Annotated in this window: 24 protein-coding genes and 1 pseudogene; 20 read left to right on the forward strand and 5 right to left on the reverse strand. The window is 23.2% G+C overall.

The annotated features are described in order from the left end of the window. The first annotated feature begins 25 nt into the window (after nucleotides 1-25). Nucleotides 26-1012, forward strand: a complete 987-nt coding sequence (locus tag ACIJYI_RS00645; RefSeq protein ID WP_435114204.1) for a class I SAM-dependent methyltransferase — start codon at nucleotides 26-28, stop codon at nucleotides 1010-1012. On the opposite strand, the gene ACIJYI_RS00650 is transcribed toward ACIJYI_RS00645, so the two are convergent. Further along, a complete protein-coding gene (locus ACIJYI_RS00650) occupies nucleotides 1009-2484 on the reverse strand; it encodes a hypothetical protein (RefSeq protein ID WP_435114205.1) in 1476 nt (491 codons plus the stop codon). The genes ACIJYI_RS00645 and ACIJYI_RS00650 overlap by 4 nt on opposite strands. A gap of 83 nt (nucleotides 2485-2567) precedes the next feature. Further along, nucleotides 2568-3281: a cytidylyltransferase domain-containing protein gene (locus tag ACIJYI_RS00655; protein WP_435114206.1), complete on the reverse strand. Its 714-nt coding sequence runs from the start codon at nucleotides 3279-3281 to the stop codon at nucleotides 2568-2570. A gap of 210 nt (nucleotides 3282-3491) precedes the next feature. Here ACIJYI_RS00655 and ACIJYI_RS00660 point away from each other — a divergent pair, with 210 nt between their 5' ends. From ACIJYI_RS00660 to ACIJYI_RS00730, 15 genes and pseudogenes are all read left to right on the forward strand, one after another. Then, nucleotides 3492-4373: an NAD-dependent epimerase/dehydratase family protein gene (locus ACIJYI_RS00660; RefSeq protein ID WP_435114207.1), complete on the forward strand. Its 882-nt coding sequence runs from the start codon at nucleotides 3492-3494 to the stop codon at nucleotides 4371-4373. A 71-nt stretch (nucleotides 4374-4444) separates the two neighbouring features. Then, a complete protein-coding gene (gene pseB / locus ACIJYI_RS00665; RefSeq protein WP_435114209.1) occupies nucleotides 4445-5455 on the forward strand; it encodes a UDP-N-acetylglucosamine 4,6-dehydratase (inverting) in 1011 nt (336 codons plus the stop codon). Further along, nucleotides 5442-6593: a UDP-4-amino-4,6-dideoxy-N-acetyl-beta-L-altrosamine transaminase gene (gene pseC / locus ACIJYI_RS00670; protein WP_435114210.1), complete on the forward strand. Its 1152-nt coding sequence runs from the start codon at nucleotides 5442-5444 to the stop codon at nucleotides 6591-6593. The genes pseB and pseC overlap by 14 nt, the downstream gene beginning before the upstream one ends. After that, on the forward strand, nucleotides 6590-7270 hold the full coding sequence (pseF, locus tag ACIJYI_RS00675) for a pseudaminic acid cytidylyltransferase (protein WP_435114211.1): 681 nt from the start codon (nucleotides 6590-6592) through the stop codon (nucleotides 7268-7270). Before pseC ends, pseF begins: the two co-directional genes overlap by 4 nt. Nucleotides 7271-7279: 9 nt before the next feature. Further along, entirely contained in the window at nucleotides 7280-7951 is a 672-nt protein-coding gene (locus ACIJYI_RS00680; RefSeq protein ID WP_435114212.1) for a PIG-L deacetylase family protein, read from the forward strand. Between the two features lie 7 nt (nucleotides 7952-7958). Continuing rightward, nucleotides 7959-8978, forward strand: coding sequence for an N-acetylneuraminate synthase family protein (locus ACIJYI_RS00685; RefSeq protein WP_435114213.1), 1020 nt, complete (start codon nucleotides 7959-7961; stop codon nucleotides 8976-8978). Further along, on the forward strand, nucleotides 8975-9901 hold the full coding sequence (locus tag ACIJYI_RS00690) for an NAD-dependent epimerase/dehydratase family protein (protein ID WP_435114214.1): 927 nt from the start codon (nucleotides 8975-8977) through the stop codon (nucleotides 9899-9901). The genes ACIJYI_RS00685 and ACIJYI_RS00690 overlap by 4 nt, the downstream gene beginning before the upstream one ends. A gap of 65 nt (nucleotides 9902-9966) precedes the next feature. Next, nucleotides 9967-10467: pseudogene (locus ACIJYI_RS00695) on the forward strand (class I SAM-dependent methyltransferase); the annotation flags it as partial. Continuing rightward, entirely contained in the window at nucleotides 10464-11435 is a 972-nt protein-coding gene (locus tag ACIJYI_RS00700) for a DUF354 domain-containing protein (RefSeq protein WP_435114215.1), read from the forward strand. The pseudogene ACIJYI_RS00695 and the gene ACIJYI_RS00700, both read left to right, overlap by 4 nt. Further along, a complete protein-coding gene (locus ACIJYI_RS00705) occupies nucleotides 11428-11871 on the forward strand; it encodes an acyltransferase (RefSeq protein WP_435114216.1) in 444 nt (147 codons plus the stop codon). Before ACIJYI_RS00700 ends, ACIJYI_RS00705 begins: the two co-directional genes overlap by 8 nt. After that, nucleotides 11868-12551: a WbqC family protein gene (locus ACIJYI_RS00710; protein WP_435114217.1), complete on the forward strand. Its 684-nt coding sequence runs from the start codon at nucleotides 11868-11870 to the stop codon at nucleotides 12549-12551. The genes ACIJYI_RS00705 and ACIJYI_RS00710 overlap by 4 nt, the downstream gene beginning before the upstream one ends. 74 nt (nucleotides 12552-12625) lie before the next feature. Beyond that, nucleotides 12626-13390 carry a crotonobetainyl-CoA--carnitine CoA-transferase gene (locus ACIJYI_RS00715; RefSeq protein WP_435114218.1) on the forward strand — a complete coding sequence of 255 codons (765 nt, stop codon included), beginning with the start codon at nucleotides 12626-12628 and terminating at the stop codon, nucleotides 13388-13390. A gap of 18 nt (nucleotides 13391-13408) precedes the next feature. Then, on the forward strand, nucleotides 13409-14635 hold the full coding sequence (locus ACIJYI_RS00720) for a hypothetical protein (RefSeq protein ID WP_435114219.1): 1227 nt from the start codon (nucleotides 13409-13411) through the stop codon (nucleotides 14633-14635). Beyond that, on the forward strand, nucleotides 14599-15171 hold the full coding sequence (locus ACIJYI_RS00725; protein ID WP_435114220.1) for a hypothetical protein: 573 nt from the start codon (nucleotides 14599-14601) through the stop codon (nucleotides 15169-15171). The genes ACIJYI_RS00720 and ACIJYI_RS00725 overlap by 37 nt, the downstream gene beginning before the upstream one ends. A 65-nt stretch (nucleotides 15172-15236) precedes the next feature. Next, entirely contained in the window at nucleotides 15237-16157 is a 921-nt protein-coding gene (locus ACIJYI_RS00730; RefSeq protein ID WP_435114221.1) for an NAD(P)-dependent oxidoreductase, read from the forward strand. A 145-nt stretch (nucleotides 16158-16302) separates the two neighbouring features. Here the strand turns inward: ACIJYI_RS00730 and ACIJYI_RS00735 are convergent, their stop codons facing one another. Genes ACIJYI_RS00735 through aepX form a run of 3 tightly spaced genes read right to left on the reverse strand, consistent with a single transcriptional unit; the run spans nucleotide 16303 to nucleotide 18928 of the window. Beyond that, nucleotides 16303-17010: a LicD family protein gene (locus ACIJYI_RS00735; protein WP_435114222.1), complete on the reverse strand. Its 708-nt coding sequence runs from the start codon at nucleotides 17008-17010 to the stop codon at nucleotides 16303-16305. Beyond that, nucleotides 16965-17615 (reverse strand): methyltransferase domain-containing protein, encoded by a 651-nt coding sequence (locus ACIJYI_RS00740; protein WP_435114223.1) that lies wholly within the window; start codon nucleotides 17613-17615, stop codon nucleotides 16965-16967. Before ACIJYI_RS00740 ends, ACIJYI_RS00735 begins: the two co-directional genes overlap by 46 nt. Nucleotides 17616-17620: 5 nt before the next feature. Then, nucleotides 17621-18928: a phosphoenolpyruvate mutase gene (aepX, locus tag ACIJYI_RS00745; protein ID WP_435114224.1), complete on the reverse strand. Its 1308-nt coding sequence runs from the start codon at nucleotides 18926-18928 to the stop codon at nucleotides 17621-17623. 92 nt (nucleotides 18929-19020) lie between these two features. Here aepX and aepY point away from each other — a divergent pair, with 92 nt between their 5' ends. The 4 genes from aepY to rfbG all read left to right on the forward strand — a co-directional run bounded on the left by aepY (nucleotide 19021) and on the right by rfbG (nucleotide 23124). Then, nucleotides 19021-20118: a phosphonopyruvate decarboxylase gene (gene aepY, locus ACIJYI_RS00750; RefSeq protein WP_435114225.1), complete on the forward strand. Its 1098-nt coding sequence runs from the start codon at nucleotides 19021-19023 to the stop codon at nucleotides 20116-20118. Between the two features lie 7 nt (nucleotides 20119-20125). Further along, nucleotides 20126-21238: an iron-containing alcohol dehydrogenase gene (locus ACIJYI_RS00755; protein WP_435114227.1), complete on the forward strand. Its 1113-nt coding sequence runs from the start codon at nucleotides 20126-20128 to the stop codon at nucleotides 21236-21238. After that, nucleotides 21231-21845, forward strand: a complete 615-nt coding sequence (locus ACIJYI_RS00760; protein WP_435114228.1) for a CDP-alcohol phosphatidyltransferase family protein — start codon at nucleotides 21231-21233, stop codon at nucleotides 21843-21845. Before ACIJYI_RS00755 ends, ACIJYI_RS00760 begins: the two co-directional genes overlap by 8 nt. Before the next feature lie 187 nt (nucleotides 21846-22032). Continuing rightward, nucleotides 22033-23124 carry a CDP-glucose 4,6-dehydratase gene (rfbG, locus tag ACIJYI_RS00765; protein WP_435114229.1) on the forward strand — a complete coding sequence of 364 codons (1092 nt, stop codon included), beginning with the start codon at nucleotides 22033-22035 and terminating at the stop codon, nucleotides 23122-23124. Nucleotides 23125-23128 lie beyond the last annotated feature (4 nt).

The following is a 23128-nucleotide window of genomic DNA, read 5'->3' on the forward strand; positions in this document are numbered from 1 at the left end:
AAATATATAATATTATTTTAAACTAATGAAAAAAACAATTTCAGCTGTAAAAAAAAATCAAATTAATTTATTTAAGTTAAAAAAACTAAGTGAAATGAAATTAGTTGAAAAAAGTTTTGAAACTTTTCTAAAAAAAAATTTTTTTAAAAACAGTCAGAGTAAAAAAAAATATCTTTTTAAGAAAAAATTTTGCCCCTGTGGCTCAAAACTTTTAAAAAATAATCTTCAATTTTTTATAAAACCATTTACTTTCATTGAATGTAACTTCTGCAACACTATTTCAATTGACCCAATGATAAATGATAATGGATTAGATATTATCTATTCAAAAAAAGGAATTTATTCACTTTACAGCAAAGTTTTTTTTGAAAAAAAAACGAAAAAAAAATTAAGAGGCAATGTTATTAATCAAAGAAAAGCTGAACAAGTAATGTCATTATTTAAAAAAAAAAATTTTGATTTATTAGATTTTGGTTGTGGTGATGGAGGTTTTCTTAAATGTTTAAAAAAAAATGGAATTAAAAATTTAACAGGAATAGATAAAAAATTTAATAATTATGAAGAAAAAAATAATATAAAATTTTATAATAATTTAAATACGACTAAAAAAAAATTTGATTGCATAACTTTATGGGGAGTATTAGAGCATTTAAACGAACCATCTAAGTTCATTCAATTTATATTAAATTATTTAAAGCCTGGTGGCTATTTGTTTATGGAATTTCCAAGTGCAAACTCTACCTTAATGTATTTCATAAAAAATAAAAACTATGATGCTCCACGATTTTTAGAAAAAGGGAGACATCTATATTTTTTTAGTAAGAAATTTATTGAAGTTTTGTGCAAAAAAAAAAATTTGAAAATCATTGATATTGAAACTAATGGTTTGGATATCCAAACAATCATTGGTCCATCAAAAAAAATAGAATTAAAAAAAATTTTTAAAATGCAGAAATTTTTAGACGATAATCTATTATCAGATCATTACAGAGTTGTTTTAAAAAAAGTTTAATTGGAGATCAAATTATTATAAATTTTATCTGAAACTTTAGAACTATCAATACAATAGTTCTCATTATTATTTTTATAACTTAATTTTGAAATATTTGACTCTAATAAATTTTTATTAACAGTACTTTCAAATTGATCGTAAGATGTAATTCTTAGCTTAGTATTATTTCTTAAAAATTTAAAATAGGACTCGTTCTTTCCATTTGGATCTAAAAAAAAACAATTTTTATTTAGCGATTTGGCCTCCAAAATCATTGTTGATCCAAAAGATGTAATAATTTTACTATCATTAATATATTGATACGTGTTTCGATCATTAGAATTTGAAACAACTTTTATATTTGTTCCTTTTAAAATTTTCATTTCTTTTTTATCACCTTTATAATTAGTATGATGTTTAATTAAAATTTTTAAATTTGGAAACTTATTTGAAATTTTTTTTAACCATTTTAAGTGATCATAATAATATTTTTCAATTTTATTATCGATGTTTGACGTATGATTTCTGTGTGACCAATTTATTCCAATATTAAGAATATCGATTTTATCATTTTTTGTATTTAATTTATTAATTTCAGACTCAAGCATTAGAGAGCCTACTGGAATAATATTTTGAATTTTTGATCCTAATATCTTTAAATTTTTTGTAGTGCCCGTACCTAATGAAAATAAAATATCTGTTTTTATGAAAAAACTAATGCTTAGTTCAGCTAAATTTTTTTGAAAATAGGAAATCTTTAGACCACCTTTTTTTTTATAAATAAAATTTTTAATCAAAGATGTGTTGTAGAACTTATATGAAAAATAATATTTTGTCTTATTTTCTGTAAAAATTTTATCGTATTTAAATATTCTAAATATTAATAAATTATATACTGCAAAAAGATTAATTTTATTTTTTTTTGATATTAAAAAAATTTGAATTATAATTTTTAAAAAATTCAAAAAATTACCATTAAGAGTATTTGAATTATAGATACAAAATTTTTTAAATGAAATTATTTTTAAATTACAATTTTTTTTTTTACTAAATTTTTTTATTAAGAATAAGCTTTTTTTTTTAAATTTAATATGTAATTTTTCACAAAATTTTAAATGATCGTTATTATCTAGTTCATCAAAAAATATATCAGCTTTATTTTTCGAAACCATTTTCTTTGAGAAAATCTTGTACCAAAAAATAAAAAATACCAAGGAAATCAAGTCAAATAGTATTCGCTTATTATTTATGTTTTGATCAAATTTTCCATTAGTAAAATTGAATTTAGAGAAAAAACTTTTTTTTAGATCTTCTGATATAATTTTTTTTGGTATATTAAATATTTTTGATAATTTTAAATTTATCTCATCTAAATCATTATCATATTTAGTTTTTTTTAAAAATTTAAAAATTTTTAAAGATGTAAAAAAGGGTTTTTTATTTCTATCAACTTTAAAATCAAAAATACTTTTAATTAAACTTATACTTTTCATTAAAATTAAAATTATATCAAGTATACACCTTATTTATAAATGTAGGTTTAAATATAGCTGAACATTAATTTATTCTCAATTTATTAAAGAATTTCTTCAAAAACATCTTTTCTTTTTATTTTTTTGAAAATTTTATTTTTAAATATCATTTCACAAATATCAAAATTAAATTGATCATCAATATCTAAAGATAATAAAGGGTTAAGACCAAAAAATTTTGGTTTTTTTCCTACACAAGATCCCCATTTAATCATACTTTTTCTTTTGAGAATATTTATTACAAATGGAAGTGAAATTAATGGAATTAAGTCTTGAGACCTTGGCCATGGCGATGGCTTAAAGTTTACAGTTTTATTTTTATAAAAATAATTTTGTCTATTTGTATTTGCACTTAATAAACAATCGTATTTTTTTAAATTCATTTTTAAATATAGTTTTGCTGCTTCATCATAAATAAAACTATCTGCCAATGGGTTTGTCACATTGACCCAAGCTATATTTTCCCCACTAATCTCTGAAGCTATATAAGAATATACCTCACTCATAGGCACTTTAGAAGTAGAGTAATATTTGTCTCTCTTGTGAATACCAAACCCTTTTTTTAATGCATAATCTAATATTTTTTGATCTTCTGAAGACACTATTATTTTATTAAACATTTTTGTTTTTTTTAACTGTTTAAGCTTAAGATGATAAAGTGAAGTATTGCCAAATCTTTTTAAATTTTTATTTTTAACTCTTTCAGATTTAGATTTAACAGGTACCACTACAGTTATATCTTTTAAGATTTTATTCATTATTGATTTATAGTTTAATTTATTATGTTATTACGGATTAATATAATTAATATCGATTTTAATCAATTCAAATTTATAATTTTCTGATATAAAAATTTAATAAATATGATCAAAAAGATTTAATTTAGGTAATTTTGAAATTTATTTATTTTTTTTATATCGAAATAATAATAATATATTTTTAATTATAATTTCTTTTAAAAGTAGAACATGATCAATAAGAATAAAAAAGTTTTAATTATAGGTGGTAGTGGTTTTTTAGGATCAAATATTTCTAAAATACTTCTTAAAAAAAATTATAAAGTTACGATTTTTGATAAAAAAAGATCAAAATATTTAAGTAAAGAAAATAAATTTATAATATCAAATTTAAAAAATAAAAAAAAATTAACTAAGGCAATTAAAAATTCAGATATAGTTTATCATTTTGCAGGAATAGCAGATATTGGAGATGCGATGCAAAATCCATTAAAAACTTGTGAGATTAATATAATGTCTACTATTTCAATTTTAAATTTATGTGTAAAATACAAAATTAAAAGGTTTGTTTTTGCTAGCTCAATTTATGTTCATAGTGACCAGGGTGGATTTTATAGGATTAGCAAACAAGCATCCGAGCTCTTTATTGAAGAATTTAATAAAAGACATTCTCTTAATTATACAATATTGAGATTTGGTACAGTTTATGGTCCTAAAGCTGATAAAAGAAATAACCTAACAAAAATAGTGTCTGACGCGTTAAAATATAAAAAATTAAATTACTCAGGAGGCACTTCAAAAGCTATAAGGAGATATATAGAGGTTTCTGATGCTGCAAAAGCAAGTTGTGCAATTTTAAATAAAAGATATGAGAATAAAGATATACTAATAACTGGTAAAAAAAATATTAAAATCACTAAAATTATGGACCTCTTGTCAAAAATTTTAAAAATTAAATCAAAACCTACTTATCAAAAAGTAACAAAATATGGACATTATAATGTTACACCTTATACATATAAAAAAAGACCGGAATTAAAATTTTATCCAAAAGAGAGTGTTACAATAAAAGAGGGTTTGATTTCTATAATAAAAGAATTATCAATAAACTAAGCTAAAAGTATGCATTTTTTTAAAAACATAAAATATTTAATTAAACTAATTATCAAATTATAAAATCTTGAATGATAAATAATAAATCAATTTTAATCACAGGTGGTACGGGATCATTTGGTTCTCTTTTTGTAAAATATATTGTTAAAAATTATAATCCAAAAAAACTTATTATTTTTTCAAGAGATGAACTTAAGCAATATAAAATGCAACAAGAATTATCTCCAAAAAAACATAAATTTTTAAGATATTTTATAGGAGATATTAGAGATAAAGATCGTCTTAAAATTGCTACAAGAGATGTGGATATTTTAATACATGCTGCTGCTATGAAACAAGTAGACACCTCCGAGTATAATCCGACTGAATGTATCAAAACAAACATTAATGGAACAGAAAATTTAATTTCTGTTGCAAGAGAAAATGGAATTAAAAAATTTTTACTTTTATCAACAGATAAAGCTGTAAATCCAATAAATTTGTATGGAGCAAGTAAACTTGCGGCGGATAAACTTGTGATAGCTGCAAACAATTTGTCTGGTTCTTACCAAACAAGATTTTCGGTTGTTAGATATGGAAATGTAATTAATTCAAGAGGTTCTGTTATTCCTTATTTTAGAAAATTGATAAAATTAAATTCTGATTACTTACCAATTACAGATTTTGAGATGACTCGTTTTTGGATATCGCTTGAGCAAAGTGTTAATTTTATATTAAATAGTTTGAGTCTTATGCGAGGAGGAGAGATATTTGTTCCAAAGATACCATCAGCCAAAATAGTTGATGTGGCCAAGTCTATTAATAAAAAAATAAAACTAAAAGAAATTGGTATTAGGCCTGGTGAGAAACTGCATGAAATATTATTTTCAAAAGAGATTAATAATGATGTAATTGAGTTTAAAAATTATTATGTAATAAAACCAAGTATAAGTTTTTTTATGAAAAATAATATTTATAATGTTAGCTTAACCAAAGAAAAAGGAAAAAAAGTTCCAAAAGATTTTGAATATCGATCAGACAACAATAAAATGTTCTTAAAGATTTCTGATGTGCAAAAAATAATTAGAGATGATTCCCTATAATAGGCAATCAATATCAAATTCTGATATTGAATTAATTAAAAAAACATTAAAAAAGACCATCATTACAAGAGGAGACAATCTTGTTAAATTTGAAAAAGCAATAAAGAATTATGTTAATTGCAAATATACCGTTGGCTTTAATAGTGCTAGTAGTGCTTTAACGTCAGCCTGTTTTGGGCTAAATATTTCAAAGAATGACATTGTCTGGACTGTGCCAAATTCTTTTGTGGCAAGTGCGAATTGTGCTTTACATTTTGGGGCAAAAATAGACTTTGTTGACATAGATAAAGAATATAAAAATATTGATATTGATTATTTAGAACAAAAATTAATAAAAGCAAAAAAACAAAATAAATTACCTAAGCTTTTAATATCGGTACATTTTGCTGGCCAGGCCACATTCCAAGAGAAAATTTATAAATTATCCAAAAAATTTGGTTTTAAAATATTAGAAGATGCATCTCATTCACTGGGAGCAAAAAGATTTGATCAATTTGTTGGTTCATCAAAATGGTCAGATGCAACCGTTTTTAGTTTTCATCCAATTAAAACAATAACTTCAGCAGAAGGTGGAATGGTTTGCACTAATAATTATTCAATTTATAAAAGAATTATACTATTTAGAAACAATGGTATAACAAAAAATCCCAGCGAATTTATTAAAAAAAATGAGGGCAACTGGTATTATGAGCAAATTTATCTAGGTCATAATTATCATTTAAATGAAATAGAGTGTGCATTGGGTTTATCACAAGTTAAGCAGATAAATAGTTTTGTAAAAAAAAGAAACTCTATAGCTAATTTTTATGATAAAAATATGCGCGATTGTGGTTTTAAGTTACCAAAAATAGAAAAAGAAAATTTAAGTTCCCATCATTTATACGCAATCAATATAGACACAAACAAAATTAATAAAAATTTTTTTTTTAAATATATGTCAAAAAGAGGTATAAATTTAAATGTTCATTATATACCAATTCATTTACATCCATTTTATAAAAAACTTAATTTTAAAAAAGGTGATTTCCCAAATTCAGAATGGCATTATGATACAGCTATATCATTACCAATTTATGTTGGTCTAAAAATAAATGACCAAAAAAAAATTATTAACATTATTAAAAAATTTGTGGAATGATTATAGCAATAATTCCAGCAAGATCAGGCAGTAAAAGAATTAAAAATAAAAATATTAAGAAATTTAATGGAAAGCCTATTATATCTTATCCAATTAATATTTTAAAAAAAACTAAACTCTTTAATAATATATTTACTTCAACAGACTCAAAGTTAATAAGCAAAATATCTATCAAGTATGGTTCCGAAATACCCTTTTTGAGAAACAAAGGTTTGGCTGATGATAAGTCTGGAATTATTGAAGTAATAAAAAATTTTTTACAAAATTTAGCAAAAAAAAATAAGATAATACCAAATTATGTTTGTTGTGTTCTCCCAACAGCAGTCTTTATAAAACCCAATGATATATTGAGTGCTTACAAGATTTTAAGAACATCAAAAAATATAGATTATGTTTTTTCTGGACATTCAATTGATAACTCTTTTTATAGATCGTTTAAATTAAGCCAAATGAGACCCAATATGTTGTTTCCTAAAAATTATTATAAAAACTCACAAGATTTACCAAAAAGAATTTTTATTGATAGTGGACAATTTTATTTTGCAAGAACACAAGTTTTTTTAAAGAATAAAAAAGTTTTTCAAAATAGATCTAAAGTATTTCAATTAAGCCATGATAATGTTATTGATATTAATACATTACAAGACTGGAGAAAAGCAGAAAAAATTTTAAAATAAATAGTAAAAATGAAAAAAAAAATTTTAGTTATTTCAGCTCATCCAGATGACGAAACTTTAGGCTGCGCTGGAATGGTATCTCACTTGGTAAAATATCAAGGTTATACAGCGAGTATAATTTTTTTGTCAGATGGTTTGAGCTCGAGATCTAAATCTTCCATTAGTATAAAAAAAAGAAAAAAACATTCAATAGAAGCTTGTAAAATTATTGGAATTAAAAATATTAAATTTGAAAATTTTCCAGATAATTCTTTTGACACAATTCCTTTGTTGAAAATTTGCAAAGTGCTAGAAAAAGAAATTAGTAAAATAAAACCAGATATCATATTGACCCATAATGTAGATGACTTAAATATTGATCACCAATTAACTTCGAAAGCAACAGTTACAGCTACAAGATTTTATGATCTAAAGAAATATAAAATATTATCATATGAGATTCTCTCATCTACAGGGTTAAATTTTCATAATAATAATAATGTGTTTAATGGAGATTATTTTTTTGATATTTCAAAAACCCTAGAAATTAAAATTAAAGCAATTAAGGCTTATAAAGATGAAGTTAGAAACTTTCCTCATCCCAGATCAACTGAAGGTATTAAAATTTTAGCTAGCTTTAGAGGAATGCAATCTAATTTAGATTTTGCAGAGTGTTTTAAGGTGATAAAAATAAAAGAATGATAAATGGATGATAAAAAAAACCCCATATATTATTGCTGAAATTGGTCTAAATCATAATGGTAAATTTTCAATTGCAAAAGAAAGTATAATCAAAGCTGCTGAGTGTGGAGTTGATGCAGTTAAATTTCAAAATTTTATTACAGAAGATTTTATAAAAAATAAAAATTTAACACACACATATTATGTTGGGAAAAAAAAAATAACAAAATCTCTTTATGATATTTGTAAAAAGTCTGAATATAGAAATGAGTGGACTAAAAAATTAATCAATTTATGTAAAAAAAAAAATATAGACTTTTTATCAACCCCAACGTCTACACAAGGAATTGATCATCTTAAAAAACATAATTTAAAAGTAATTAAGAATGGGTCAGATTATTTAGTGCATTTAGATTTGATTGAATACATGGCAAAAAAAAAATTTCAAATTATCCTTTCTACAGGAATGGCTGATAAACGTGATATTGATGAAGCCCTAAGAGTAATTAAAAAAAATTCAACTATAAAACCTATTTTACTTCATTGTGTGAGTCAGTATCCAACAGAAAATAAATACTTAAATCTTCGAAGGATTACGTCATTAAAAAAAAAATATAAATTAAAAATAGGTTTTTCAGACCATTCGATAGGTCCTCAAGCAGCATGTCAAGCTGTAGCACTTGGTGCGAAAGTGTTTGAAAAGCATTTTACTATAAATAAAAATTTAAATGGTCCAGATCATTCATTTAGTTGCAATCCTGAAGAAATGAAAATTTATGTTGATAGCATTAAAGAAAGTATCTTGCGAATGGGGTCAGAGGAAATCAAGCCATCAAAAATAGAAAAAAAATTTAAAGATGAAGTCAGATTGGGATGTGTAATAAACATTAACTTAAAAAAAAATGAAAAAATAAAAAAAGAACATGTGATATATCAAAAAAATTCTAAAGGGCTACTGCCATCAGACCTTAGAAAATATTTAAATAAAAAACTAAAACTTGATTTAACTAGGGGTTCAGTTTTAAAAAAAAATTATTTTAAAATATGAACTATTTAATTACAGGAGGCTATGGGTTTGTAGGATCTTATTTAGCCAATAAACTTATAAATGAAAAAAGTAACAGAGTTTATGTCATAGACAATCTGAGTAATAAAAACCAAAACTTTGTCTCAAAAAAAGTAAAGAAAATTTATGGAAATGTTTCAGATTTTACCTTTTTAGAAAAAATAGTAACAAAAAAAAAAATAGATTACATTTACCATCTAAGTGCCACTATTAATGAGTCTGTTTTTAAAGAAGATGTTTATAATGATATTTTTACCTCAATTATTTCAACAGTGAATTTTTTAGAAATTATAAAAAAACATAAAATTAAAAAATTTATATTTATTTCTAGCATAGCAGTTTATGGAAAAGCCAAAAAAGAAAAGTTTGATGAAAACTCAGTTACAAAACCAGAGTTTTCCTATGGGATTTCAAAAAAATGTGCTGAAGATTATGTTGAATATTATAGTAAAAAATTTAAGTTAAATTGTTCTGTAATTAGAGTGGGAAATATATATGGACCATTTCAACCAAAAATTGGAGAAGTGGGGGTAATAAACATATTTATTAAAAATGCATTAAAAAATAAATTAATTAAAATTTTTGGCAAAGGAAATCAATCCAGAGATTTTATATTTATTGATGATGTGGTGAATTTTTTAATAAAATGTAAAAGTATCAAAAGCAATATATATAATTTGGTATCAGGAAACTCTATAAAGATAATAAGTTTAGCAAAATTAATTAAAAAAATAACAAAAACACAATCGAATATAAAATTTTTTAAGGAAAGGTTGGAAGAAGTGGGAAATTTTAGAGCAAGCTCAACTTTAGCAAAAAAAAATAAATTAAAGATTAGTTTTAATATAGAAAAAGGAATAAAAAAAACTGTTCAATTTTATGAAAAAAATAAACAATTTTTATAGTTCTAATTGTAAAAAATATACAAAAGATCACTCAATAAACGGCTGGGGCTCGTCAAAGAGTCAAAAAAAAAAGATTTGAAACTTTTTTAAAAATCGGAAATTTAAATAACAAAGAAATTTTAGATATAGGTTGCGGAACATGTTCCTTTTATAATTTTTTAAATAAAAAAAAAATTAACACCAACTATACAGGTATGGATAATAATTTAGATATGCTAGAAATATCAAAAAAAAAATTCAAAAAAATTAATTTGGTACATGGTAATTTTTTGAAAAAAATTGCTTTCAAAGAAAATAATTTTGATTATATTTTTTTATCAGGTGCTTTAAATCTTCCTGAGGAAAATCATGAGAAAAAAATTCGAATCTTGATTAAAAAATTGTATAAAATTGCAAAAAAAGGTTTGGCTATTAATTTTTTGAGTATATATGCTAAAAATTACCATTATGATGAATTTTATCATAATCCATTAAAAATTATGGAGATTATTTTTGAAATAAATAAAAAGAATATTTTATTTCATAATTATTTAGAGCATGATTTTACTGTGATTTTGCAAAAATGAAGAAAGTTTTTTTTTTCTTAGTAGTATGTAATTCAGATGTTGGTCTAGGGCATTTTTATAGGTGTTTGAAATATTCAAAAATTTTAAAAAAAGCAGGTTATGAATCTTTTTTTTTAATTGATTTTAATAAAATGAATTTAGAATTGATAAACAAAAATAAAATAAAAAATTTTAAATTTGTTGATTATAAATTATTAAAAAAAAATCATTTAAGTTTTTTAAATAGCTATAAAATTTTAATTTTTGATATTTATAAAATTAGATTAAAAGATATAAAAAATTTGAAAAAACTTTTTCACAAAGTTGGTTATATAGATGATCTTGGAAAAAATTATAAAGTTGATTTTGTAATAAATTATTTTATTACCAAGGATATTTACAGCTATAAATCTAAAACAAAGTTACTGGGTTATAAATATGCCCCAATGCTAGAAAAAAAAATTGATATTTTAAAAAATAATAAAAGAACTTTCAGGATATTAATCTCATTTGGTGCAATGGATCACTATAATTTGTCAGAAAAAATAATAGAAATTTGTAATAATCCAAAATTTGAATTTTATCTTGTCATTGGACCATATTATAAAAATAAATATTCATTAATCAAAAAGTATAGATATTATAACAATATTAAAATTTTTATCTCACCATCTGGTCTGGATAGTTTATTGAAGAAATCAGATTTAGTAATTTGTGCTGGTGGTTTAACAGTTTATGAGTCCTTGCAATACGGAAAAAAAACTATTTCTATTATTCTCTGGAAAAATCAAAATTTTACTAAATTTTTAATTAAATTTAAGTTATTTAAATATATAATTTATAAAGATAACTATGAATTTTTAAAAAAAAAAATTTTAAAAAATATTAGTTTTTTTTTAAATACTAAATTTAAAAAAAAATCTCTGATGGAATTTAAAAATATTGTTAATTCTTCGGATTTAGTAGATAAGATAACTTATAATGATTAAATCAGAATTTAAAAAAAAATTAATTAAGACATTAAACTTTCAAGAAAATCCCTATCACCCTTTAGTTTGGATAAGTGGAAAACCACGTATTGGTAAAAAAACATTTATTGGAGGTTTTTCTGAAATTAATGCAACTAATTCAGATGTTAAAATTGGAACGAATTGTGATATTGCTGCATTTGTTTCTATAAATGTGGCAGACTCACACCTAAGATGTGTGGGGTTGTCAAAAAGAATTTCACGAAAAAAAATTATAATTGAAAATAATGTTTTTATAGGCTGTTATTCGATGATCAAGGGTGGGGCGCACATAGGTCATCATTCAGTTATTGCCGCAGGAACAATAGTAGATCCAGTTAAAATCCCCCCATATTCTTTAATATCAGGTAATCCAATGATAGTAAAAAAGGGATATTATAAAAAAAAAAGGAAATGATATTAACAGCTCATCAGCCATGCTATTTACCTTGGCTAGGCTTATTTGATAAGATTAGTTCATCTGATTTATTTTGTTATTTTGATATCGTTCAGTATCAAAGGAAAGATTTTAATAACAGAAATAGGATTTTAAATAATGGAAATGTAGTATGGCTTTCAGTACCAATTGAAGATAGTAATAGATTTAATAAAACAATTAGAGATGTGAAAATAGTGGGTGATTTTTGGAAAAAAAAACATCTTAAATCAATTGAATTAAGTTATAAAAAAGCAAAATATTTTGAGGAATATTTTGGTGATTTTACAAATATTTTAAAAAAAGATTATAAATTTTTAGTAGATTTAAACTTTGAATTATTGGTTTTTTTCTTAAGGGTTATTGATATTAATGTTAAAATTGTTAAAGCAAGTGAATTTAATTTTAGTGGCAAAAAATCAGAATTAGTTTTAGATATGTGTGAGAAACTTAAAGCAAGCAAATTTATATTTGGGTCACAAGGTAAGAATTATGCAGCAATTGAGTCATTTAAAAAAAAAAATATTGCTATAGAATTTCAAGACTATAAACACCCAAAGTATAATCAATTAAGTGATAAGTTTTTCCCAAATCTTTCTATTTTAGATCTTATTTTTAACGAAGGTCCCAGATGTAAGAAAATAATTTTAAATGATATTTAAAGATCTTTTATTTTTATTTATGATAAATTAATAGTAGTAATATAAAAAAATTTATTTATATTTAAATTAAATAAATGAGAAAAATAAATAAAAAAGGTATTGGCAGAAGTAACTTTGAGTCAGAAAAAGATTCAAAAATTATTCTAGATAAAAGAAACGTTTACAAAAAAATTTTAGATATTAATGCAAGTAATTTAGCAACCAGTCTTCTAATCAATGATAGAAGATCAATCTCAAGAATACTTTATTACAATCAAATTTATAATTTAATAATTAACAAACCTGGCGTAATTTGTGAGTTTGGAGTTGAATTTGGTGCAACATTAACATTATTGGCAAAACTTAGGGCAATCTATGAGCCTTATAATTATTCAAGAAAAATTTATGGATTTGATACTTTTGAAGGTTTTACAAAAAATTTAACTGATAAAGAAAAAAAACAAAAATGGAAAAAAGGAGATTATTCTGTTCCAAAAGGTTATGAAAATTTTCTCGATAATCTGATGCGTTTAGAGGAGGAAAATGCTCCTTTAGATCATATAAAGAAGTATGACTTAATTAAGGGGGATGCTAGTAAGACAATTAAAAGTTTTTTAAATAAAAATCCTCATATGTTAATTTCTCTTGCAATTTTTGATATGGATGTATTTAAGCCAACAAATGATTGTATAAAAGCAATATTACCAAGATTATTTAAAGGTTCAGTTTTAGTCTTTGATGAATTAAATCATCCAGAATTTCCAGGTGAGGTAGAAGCATTGTTAAAAAACTTTGACTTAAAAAAACATGAACTTAAATATTTTCAAGGACAAAGTTTTTGTAGTTATTTTGTACTTTAAAAAATTAAAAAAAAAAAATTGATTGAATTAATTGTTTCAAATACGCATAGATTAGCTAGACGCAAAAATTTATCAAAAAAATTTTATTTAGGAGATTGGTGTTTTGATGACCTACATTCATTAAGAAAAATAAACAAAGATCAATTAATACAAAATGATTGGAATGATTATAATGTAAGACAAAAAGACTATAAAAGAATAAAAAAAAAAATAAATATATATATAAAAATTTTATCAAAATATTTAAACAACCTTCATAAAACAAAATATAGTTTAAAATACTGGAGAGTATTACTTTATGTGTGGCTAGGCTATTATCTTCCTTATCAATACATTAGATTTAAATTGATAAAAAAAACTATAGAGAATAATAATTTATTTATTAATATTCATTACAGTTCATTACAAAATTTAACATTAGATACGATAGGTTTTTATAATAAATCTTCAAGTTGCGAAGAATATAATTATAAAAGTTTCTTAAGAATAATTTTATTTTTAAAATCTAAAGGATATAAAATTAAGATTTTTAAAAATAAAAAAAAATTAAAATTAGAAAAAAAAAATAATCTAGATAATAATTTAAAATTAAAAAATTCAAAATATCCAATAATAAATATTTTTGATAGACTATTACATTTTATTACAAAAAAAAATCCAGTTTTGTTAATGGGTGGTTTTAGAATTAAAGATTTTATTCTTTTAAATTTAAAATTAAAACAAATTCCATTAGGTGGATATCAAATATTTAATTGGTATGAGATTCGAGGTAAATTTAAATTATTAACTAAAGAAAAAAATTTAGTACTAAAAAATAAAAATAGGAATAACTTATTTGATGATTACATTGATGAAAATATAATCCAAGATTTACCTCAAATATACACAACTTATTTTAAAAGTGTCAATATGCTGACAAAAAAAATTCAATTAACTCCTAAAGTAATATTCTCATCTTTTAAGCATTACCATGACGAAATTTTTAAATTTTGGGTAGCAAATAAAATTGAGAAAAAAATAAATTTTTTTTCTATCTGTCATGGTGGACATCATCAAACTATATCTCCAGTTTTTGATTATGATTATCTAATATCAAAAAAATATATTCAATGGTTTAATCAATATAAAAATAAAAAATTAAAATTGCCAATTCCTTTTTTTATTAATTTTAAAAAAAAAAACAAAAAAAGAGTCAACATATATTGTATATGGGATATGAACTTAATAAATTTCCTTCTGGTATAATTCCTGGCCCATTAGGTGTTACAGATCTAATAAACAAAAAACCAAATGTTATAGATTTCTATAATCTTCTTGATAAAGATTTAAAAGACAATTTTATTTACTCACCTAAAAGATCTAATGATGAAAGATTTTTAAAATATTTAAAAAAAAATATAGGTCACCAAAAAATTGCTCCTATTAGAAGTTTTAATTCTATAAGATTAGAATCTAAAATTATTATTTGCTCATATCCACAAACTGGTTTTTTGGAGTCTATGTTACATGGTCCAACAATCTTGTTATGTGATTTGGATAAATGGAAATTTGATCGAAAATTTAAAAAAGAATACGATTTGCTTGTTAAAAATAAAATTGCTTTCTTTTCGGAAGAAAAAGCTGCTGATTATCTAAACAAAAATATTAATGATATTGAAAAAAAATGGTGGTCAAATCAAAACCAATTAATAATAAATAAATTTTTTAAAAATTTTTATATGCCATCAAAAGAACCACTTAACAAGTGGATGAATTTTATTAAAAATGAATTTTTTTGTTGAGTACATTTGAAATATTTGTGGTATATGATGAGAAATAACAATCTATTAATTAAATAAATAAAATTATGAAAAAAAAAATATTGGTTACATGGCGATTATTAATCGACGACTTTGATAAGTATAAACACTTGTTTGAAAAGAATAATATCAGTTATGATTTTTTGCATGTAAAACAGTATGCAGCAGTAAAAGATTTAATTAAAATAATATCAAAATATGATGGAATAATTTGTGGCGATGATCAATTAGATAAAAAAGTTTTATCAAAAGCTAATAAATTAAAAATAATTTCTAAATGGGGAACTGGTCTAGACTCAATTGATTTGGAATATGCAAAACAAAAAAATATAAAAGTTTTTAATTCCCCAGGAGCATTTACAGACAGTGTTGCTGATCATGCTTTAGCTTTAATGTTTTCTATAACAAGAAATATTCATCATAATTATAGCGATATATTAAAAGGAGTTTGGTCTAAAAGAATATGCACTAATTTAACTGGAAAAACAGTTGGAATTATTGGTTTTGGAAAAATTGGTAGAATGATTAAAAAAAGATTATCTGGATATAAAGTTAAGTTTTTAATTAATGATTTAAAAAAACAAAAAATAAAAACTACTAGCAAAAATAATATTTTTAAAAATTCTGATATATTGTTCCTAAGTGTAGATTTAAATAATAAATCCAAACATATGATAACAAAAAAAGAATTAAAAGTTATGAAGAAAAATCTTATTTTGATTAATGTTTGTAGAGGACAAGTTGTTGACATTGATGATTTATATATAGCTCTTAAAAATAGATTAATAACAGCCGCAGGATTAGATGTTTTTGCTAAAGAACCTGTAAATAAAAATAATAAAATTTTAAAATTAAATAATTGTATTGTTACTAGTCATAATGCATTTAATTCTGAAAGTGTTATATCTTTGATTAACAAAACTACTGTTTCAAATCTTTTAAATGGATTTAAAAATATTAAAAAATAAAAAATAAAAAAATTGCAATTTTTTTAATTATCTTAACTTTTTTCTTATTTTTGTAGCTTAAATTTGCTGTATCTCTTTTCTTAAATTGATATTTTTTATTTTATTATTAATTTTTAGAACTTTTTTAATGCTTTTTCCAAATTTTTTAGTCATTTTTATTTAACAAAATTGTAGAGGGACTATGTTTTATCCAATTATAGTTTTTGAGAGGAATTCTCCAATTTTTTCCGTATAAATCTTCTAAATAACTTTTAAAATCCTCTGGGACATTAATTTTTAGTCCACAAAAGTCATAATTTTTTAATTTTAAAGCATATTCTTTTTTGTGTGAGTAACCAGCATGAGAGTAAAATAAATTATTTATAACTAGATTTTTTTTTATTTTTAAAAAAAACTTTTCACTGAAACCAAAAAAATTTATCATTTTAGAAAAGTTTCCCTTATAATTTTTTGCAAATGATAAAGCATCTATAGTTCTCATCAAAAAATTTTTTGGAATATACCATTTTACATAAGCAGTTTTATTTTCTCTGTCAATTTGGTAAAAATTTATATCCACCTCCCTTCCACCTTCTTTAATAAATTTGAGCATTCCATCATTTTTTAAAAAAGTTTTCTTAACTTCTTTAAATCCTTTTTTTTTGAGCATGATAGGTAATGTTTTACGATTTATTTTATTTTCTATTACACCAATATCAATATCGTGGTCCCAAGGTATAAGTTTTTTATCACGAATAATTCCTAATAACGTTCCATGACATATCCAATAATTAATTTTATGTTCTTTTAGGATATTAATTAATATGATTAAGTTTTTATCGATTTTCTTATAGCTATTAATCTTATAAGGCATGGATCCTCTTTTTTAAATTTTGAAAAACCTTTTGATTCTTTTAAGTAAATTATTTTAAAACTTTTCTTAATTTTTTTAACTAAATTATTCTTATTGATAAATCTTCTGTAATGATCTGTTACAAATTCGTTTTTGCTTATTTTTTTTCCAACTCCGCATAATTCATCTTTATCTGATCGTGTTTCAATAAAAATATACTCTAAATTTGGAATTTTAGATATTTTTTTTAATAAAGCCACCTCACTTCTTTCATTTATCGTATGCCATGTAAATCTTGAATAAATTGAGAACTTTTTTTTTACATTCTTTTTGTAATCAAAACGAGCAAAATCAGAATGAATAATTTTTTTTTTATCTTTTGTATCTTTCAATCCTTTTTTGATTAAGGAAACTGCATTTTTACTCAGGTCTATTCCCATGATATCAAATTTGTTTTTTTTAAAGTAAAACAAGTCTCTTCCATTTCCACATCCCACGTCAACAATAGTTGAAGAATAATTATTAAGAAATTCTTTAACAAAAACTGCAAAATTTGATGGTTTGCTTACTGCCAACTTATTTTTATAAAATACATTCCAGAAATCTTTATTAGTTTTTTTGGACATTTATTTTATTTAGTCCCAGGTATAAGTTCTAAAATATCTTTTATAGACAACAGCTTTTTTTCAATTTGATAAGCTCTTTTATTTTTTAAAATACTTTTTGCTGTATCAACCATATTTGGGTACACACTTCTTAAAAGATGATTTGCGTATATAACAATATTTGCACCTGCTCTTGAAAGCTTTTCTTCTGTAACTTGGCTGAAGCTTGAAGGGACAATTACTAACGGTCTTCTAGTTTTAAATTTATTATAAAATTTACAAAATTCAAAAATTTCAGAGGGATTATTTCTTCTGCTATGTATCATAATACCATCTGCACCAGCATTAATATATTTCTTAGCTCTTTGAAGTGCATCTTTTATACCCTTATTCAAAATTAAACTTTCAACTCTAGCAATAATCATAAACTCATCTGTAGCTTGCGCATTTTTTCCTGCTTTGATTTTTTTTGAAAATGATGATGGAGTATCTTGTTGTTGTTTTACAGATGTTCCAAATAAAGAGTTTTTTTTTAATCCAATCTTATCCTCAATTATAATGGCAGATACTCCAAGTCTTTCAAGAGTTTTAACTGTAAAAATAAAGTGCTCTATCTTTCCACCTGTATCTCCATCGTAAATTATTGGTTTTGTAGTTACTTCCAAAACTTCATTTAATAATTGTAATCTTTCAGTAAAATCTACAGCTTCAATATCTGGTTTACCTTTTGCAGTTGAATTAGTTAGTGAGCTACCCCACATGCCATCAAATTCCTCAATTTTTCCTTTGATTTGCACTTTGGTATTTTCAACTATAAGACCACTAAGACCATTATGAATATCTAAAAATCTCGATAATTTTTTTGCTGATAAAATTCTTTTTAATTGTTTTCTTCTTATATCAGGAGTTGTACCAATTTCTTTATGTAACGAAATTAACTTTGAGGAAGATATTCCTTTAGTATAAGAAAATTCAACCAATTTCCCTCCCCATTTTTTTAATTCTTTGATAACTTTATTCCTAACATTTGACTGTATACCTTGTTTCCAATCATCTCCATGCACAACAAAATCAGGCTTAATTTTTTTTAAATTGTTTGTATAATCATGAGTTTCTTGTTTGATAACATTTGAAACACCTTTAATAGAAGATATTATTTTAAATCTGTCTTTATACTCCATTACAGGTACTCTTTTATAACTTGCGATTGCATTGTCTGTTAACAAGCCTATTATTAATGTTCCTAATTTTGATGCTCTATTAATAATATTTAAATGGCCAGGATGAACTAGGTCTGCAGACATTGCAACGTATACAGTCTTTGATTTTGTCATTACAAATAAATTATATATTTTTTTATATCTTTTTAATTAAAATATTTTAGAAACTCTTAGTAATAGGTATAAACTATAATATTGCAATTAAAATGATTAAATTAGAAAATTTTTTTAATTTTTTAAAAAAAAGAGAAATAAGTTTTTTTACAGGAGTTCCAGACTCAATTTTAAAAGAATTTAGTATATATATAGAACATAAAAAAATTAAACATATTCCAACTACCAATGAGGGCTCAGCAGTTGCACTTGCTTCAGGTTATTATTTATCTAACAAAAAAATACCAGCAATTTATTTACAAAATTCTGGTTTAGGAAATGCTATAAATCCTCTAATTTCAATTTTGCACAAAAAAGTATATTCCATCCCTTCATTACTAATAATCGGTTGGAGAGGTGCCCCTGGCTTGAAAGATGAACCACAACATTTAACTAAAGGAAAAATAACAAAAAACCTTTTAAAACTTGCTGGAATTAAATATTGTATTATTAATAATGAGAAAAGTTTTAAAGAATTATCAAACTTATTAAGTTATTCTAAAAAAAATAACGTTCCAGTTGCTTGCCTTATTAAAAAAAATACTTTTATTGAGAATAAAAAATATTTTATTAAAAAAAATAAGAATTTTAGAGATTTAAAAAGAGACTATATTATAAAAGAATTACTTACAAAAATTAGAAATACTAAAATAATTAGTTCAACCGGATATATTTCTCGTGAATTATTTCGTTTATCCTCAAATAAGCAAAAAAAAAATAATTTTTATGTTGTAGGGGGCATGGGTCATTGTTCAATGATTGCATTGGGATATTCATTATTCTCAAAAAAACAAGTTTTATGTTTAGATGGTGATGGATCAATGTTAATGCACTTAGGAAGTATTTTTACAATAGGACAACAATCAAAAAAAAATTTTAAATATATTTTACTTAATAATGACTCTCATGAATCAGTTGGAGGACAAAAAACCAATCTATCAAAAATAAATTTAGAGAGAATTATTAAAGAGTTTAAATTTGAAAAATATTACTTAATTAAAAATAAAAAAGACTTAAATTATAAATTAAATTTATTTTTAGCTTCTAAAAAAAGATCTTTTTTAGAAATAAAAATGTCTAGTTTTAATAATAATTCCTTATTAGGAAGACCAAAAGATTTTATTGAGATAAAAAAAAATTTTATGAAATAACTCAAAAATGAATTTGATTAAAAGTTCAAAATTATCAGATTTTAATAAGTTGATAAACAATAAAAAGTTTAAAAAGATATTTATTATTACTGGAGAAAATTCTTTTTATAAGTCAAAAGCTAATTTATTAATTAAATTTTCAAAAAATAAATCTCTTAAATTTTTTTTTAAAAAATCAAAATTTCCAGAACTATCTGAATTATATTTAATTTTAAAAGAAGTTAATAACTTTAAACCTGATATTATTTTGTCAATTGGGGGTGGAGCAGTAATTGATTATTCAAAAATTGTAAGTATTTTTGATTATAGACTTGTTAAAGACTTAAATAAAAAATTATTAAGATATGAAAATATATCTAAGAAAAAAATTTATCCTTTAATTGCTTTGCCTACAACAGCAGGAGCTGGTGCAGAAGTTACTTCTAACGCAGTGATATATATTAAAGGTATAAAATATTCTGTAGAAAACTCACTATTAATACCTGATCATTATTTTCTTTTTCCAAGCTTAATCATTAAAAATCCAAAAACTCTAAAATCTTCAGCAGGATTTGACGCGATAGCACAATCTGTGGAATCATTGATATCAATTAAGTCCAATAAAACTAGCTTATATTACGCAAAAAAATCTTTAGAATTATCTTTAACAAGCTATTTACCATTTATAAAAAAACCAAATTTAGAAAATTCAAATAAAATGTTGATATCATCAAATCTCGCTGGTAAAGCCATCAACATATCTAAGACAACAGCACCTCACGCAGTTTCGTATCCTTTTAGTTCGATGTTTGGCATTAGCCATGGACATGCTGTTTCACTTACTTTTGAAAAATTTTTATTATTTAATTATTTAAATTTAAATCGTTCCTTATCAAGTTTTAATTTAAACAACAGATATAAAACAATTTTTAAGTTGTTTAAGGTAAAAAATATTAATGAGTTGTGTCAAAAAATAAGATATATTAAATATCAAGCAAATTTATCTGACTCTTTTACAAAATTGGGCATCAATATAAGTGCAAGTTCTGATAAAATTTTAAATCAAGTCAATACACTAAGACTTAAAAACAATCCTGTCATGCTAACTAAAAATGATATAAGGAAAATTTTAAATGATTAAATATTTAGATTTAAGAACAAAGAATTATGAAGATAGAAAAAAAAGAAATATAAATTTTGACTTCAATATTTATGACTGGAAAAAAAGTCCTTATAGCTGTTTAAAAGCAAGAGTTTATATTGAATTGTCTACAATTTTTGCTTTTTTTTTTCAATATACCTCTCTAACAGCAAATCATATTTCATTAATTTATTGTATTAGTGGAATTGTTGCAGGAATACTTCTGACAACTAATTCGGATGTATTAATTATTTCTGGATTGGTAATTTTTTTTTTAAAAGGCTCTATTGATTGGACAGATGGGCTAATAGCTAGAATGAAAAATCAAACTTCTTCAATTGGCCATATATTAGATACTTGGGGGTCTCATATAGGAACACTTAGTTTGATTTCCTCTTTAGGCATATATTGCTACAATAATTCAAATAATAATATCTACTTATTTTTAACTATAATAATTTTATTTTTAAAAATTATTGACTTTAAATTATTTTCTTATCACCAATTATTTCATGAATTATTAAATGATGAAATAAATTTTGATATCAAAAAAAATGAAGTGGATAATAATATTAAAAAAAAAAAAGTTTTGCTGTTTTATTCATAAGAAACTTTATGGATGATCGTGCTAGAACGGTTGACCCAGTTTGTTTTTTAATTTTTTTAGAAATAATTTTTCAATATCAAAATTTCTCAAAAATTATTTTTGGACTATATCTAATTAAAACAATAATGCTTTTTATTGGTATAATTTATTTTTACTATTATAAAGAAATATTGGAAAAAAAAATTCGATGATTAATTTACTGTCAAATTTTAAAGGAAAAAAAGTCATCATCACTGGACACACAGGCTTCAAAGGGTCTTGGCTCACAATTTGGTTACTTCATCTAGGGGCAAAAATAATTGGAATTTCTGATAGCATACCTACAAAACCATCTAACTTTGAGTCTAATCAATTAAAAAAAAAAATAAATCACCAGATTTTTGATATTAAAAATAAAATAAAACTACAAAAATTAATTAATACTCATAAACCTGATTATATATTTCATTTAGCAGCTCAATCTTTAGTAAAAAAATCTTACGTTAAACCCTCACTCACTTTTGAAACTAATTCTTTTGGAACATTAACTTTACTTGATGTATTGAAAGATTATAAAACCAAAAAGATTTGCTCAGTTGTTATAATTACGAGTGATAAATCTTATAAAAATCTAGAATTAAGTAGAGGTTATAAAGAAGACGATCTTTTGGGTGGGCATGATCCTTATAGCGCTTCAAAAGCCTGTGCGGAATTAATAATTAAATCATATTTCAATAGTTTTTTAATTAAAAACAAAAATTTAAAGATATCTGTTGCTAGAGCAGGAAATGTTATTGGTGGAGGGGATTGGTCAGAGAACAGACTAATTCCAGATTGTATAAAATCAATTAAAAATAAAAAAAAATTATTAATCCGATTTCCAAACTCAACAAGACCTTGGCAGCATGTTTTTGAAGCCATTTATGGCTACATGTTATTAGCACTTAAACAAAAAAAAAATGAAAATATAAATGGTAATGCTTTTAATTTTGGACCCAATAATAAAAGTTCAATTACTGTTATTGAATTGGTGAGTAAAATAAAGAGTAAGTGGGATATTCTTAACTGGAAAATAGTAAAGATTAAAAAAAACGAGTATGAGTCAAAATTATTAAAACTTAATAGTACAAAAGCATTTAAAATAATTAAATGGAAATGCTATCTTAACGCAAATCAAACTATTGATCTGGTAATTAATTGGTATAAATGTTTCTTGGATAAAAAAAAAATTAACATGTATAAATATTCTATTAATCAAATCAAAGAATTTGAAAAAATAGTACAAAAAAACAACAAATAAAGAA

Source organism: Candidatus Pelagibacter bacterium nBUS_36 (genome assembly GCF_051201215.1).
Taxonomy (GTDB): domain Bacteria; phylum Pseudomonadota; class Alphaproteobacteria; order Pelagibacterales; family Pelagibacteraceae; genus Pelagibacter.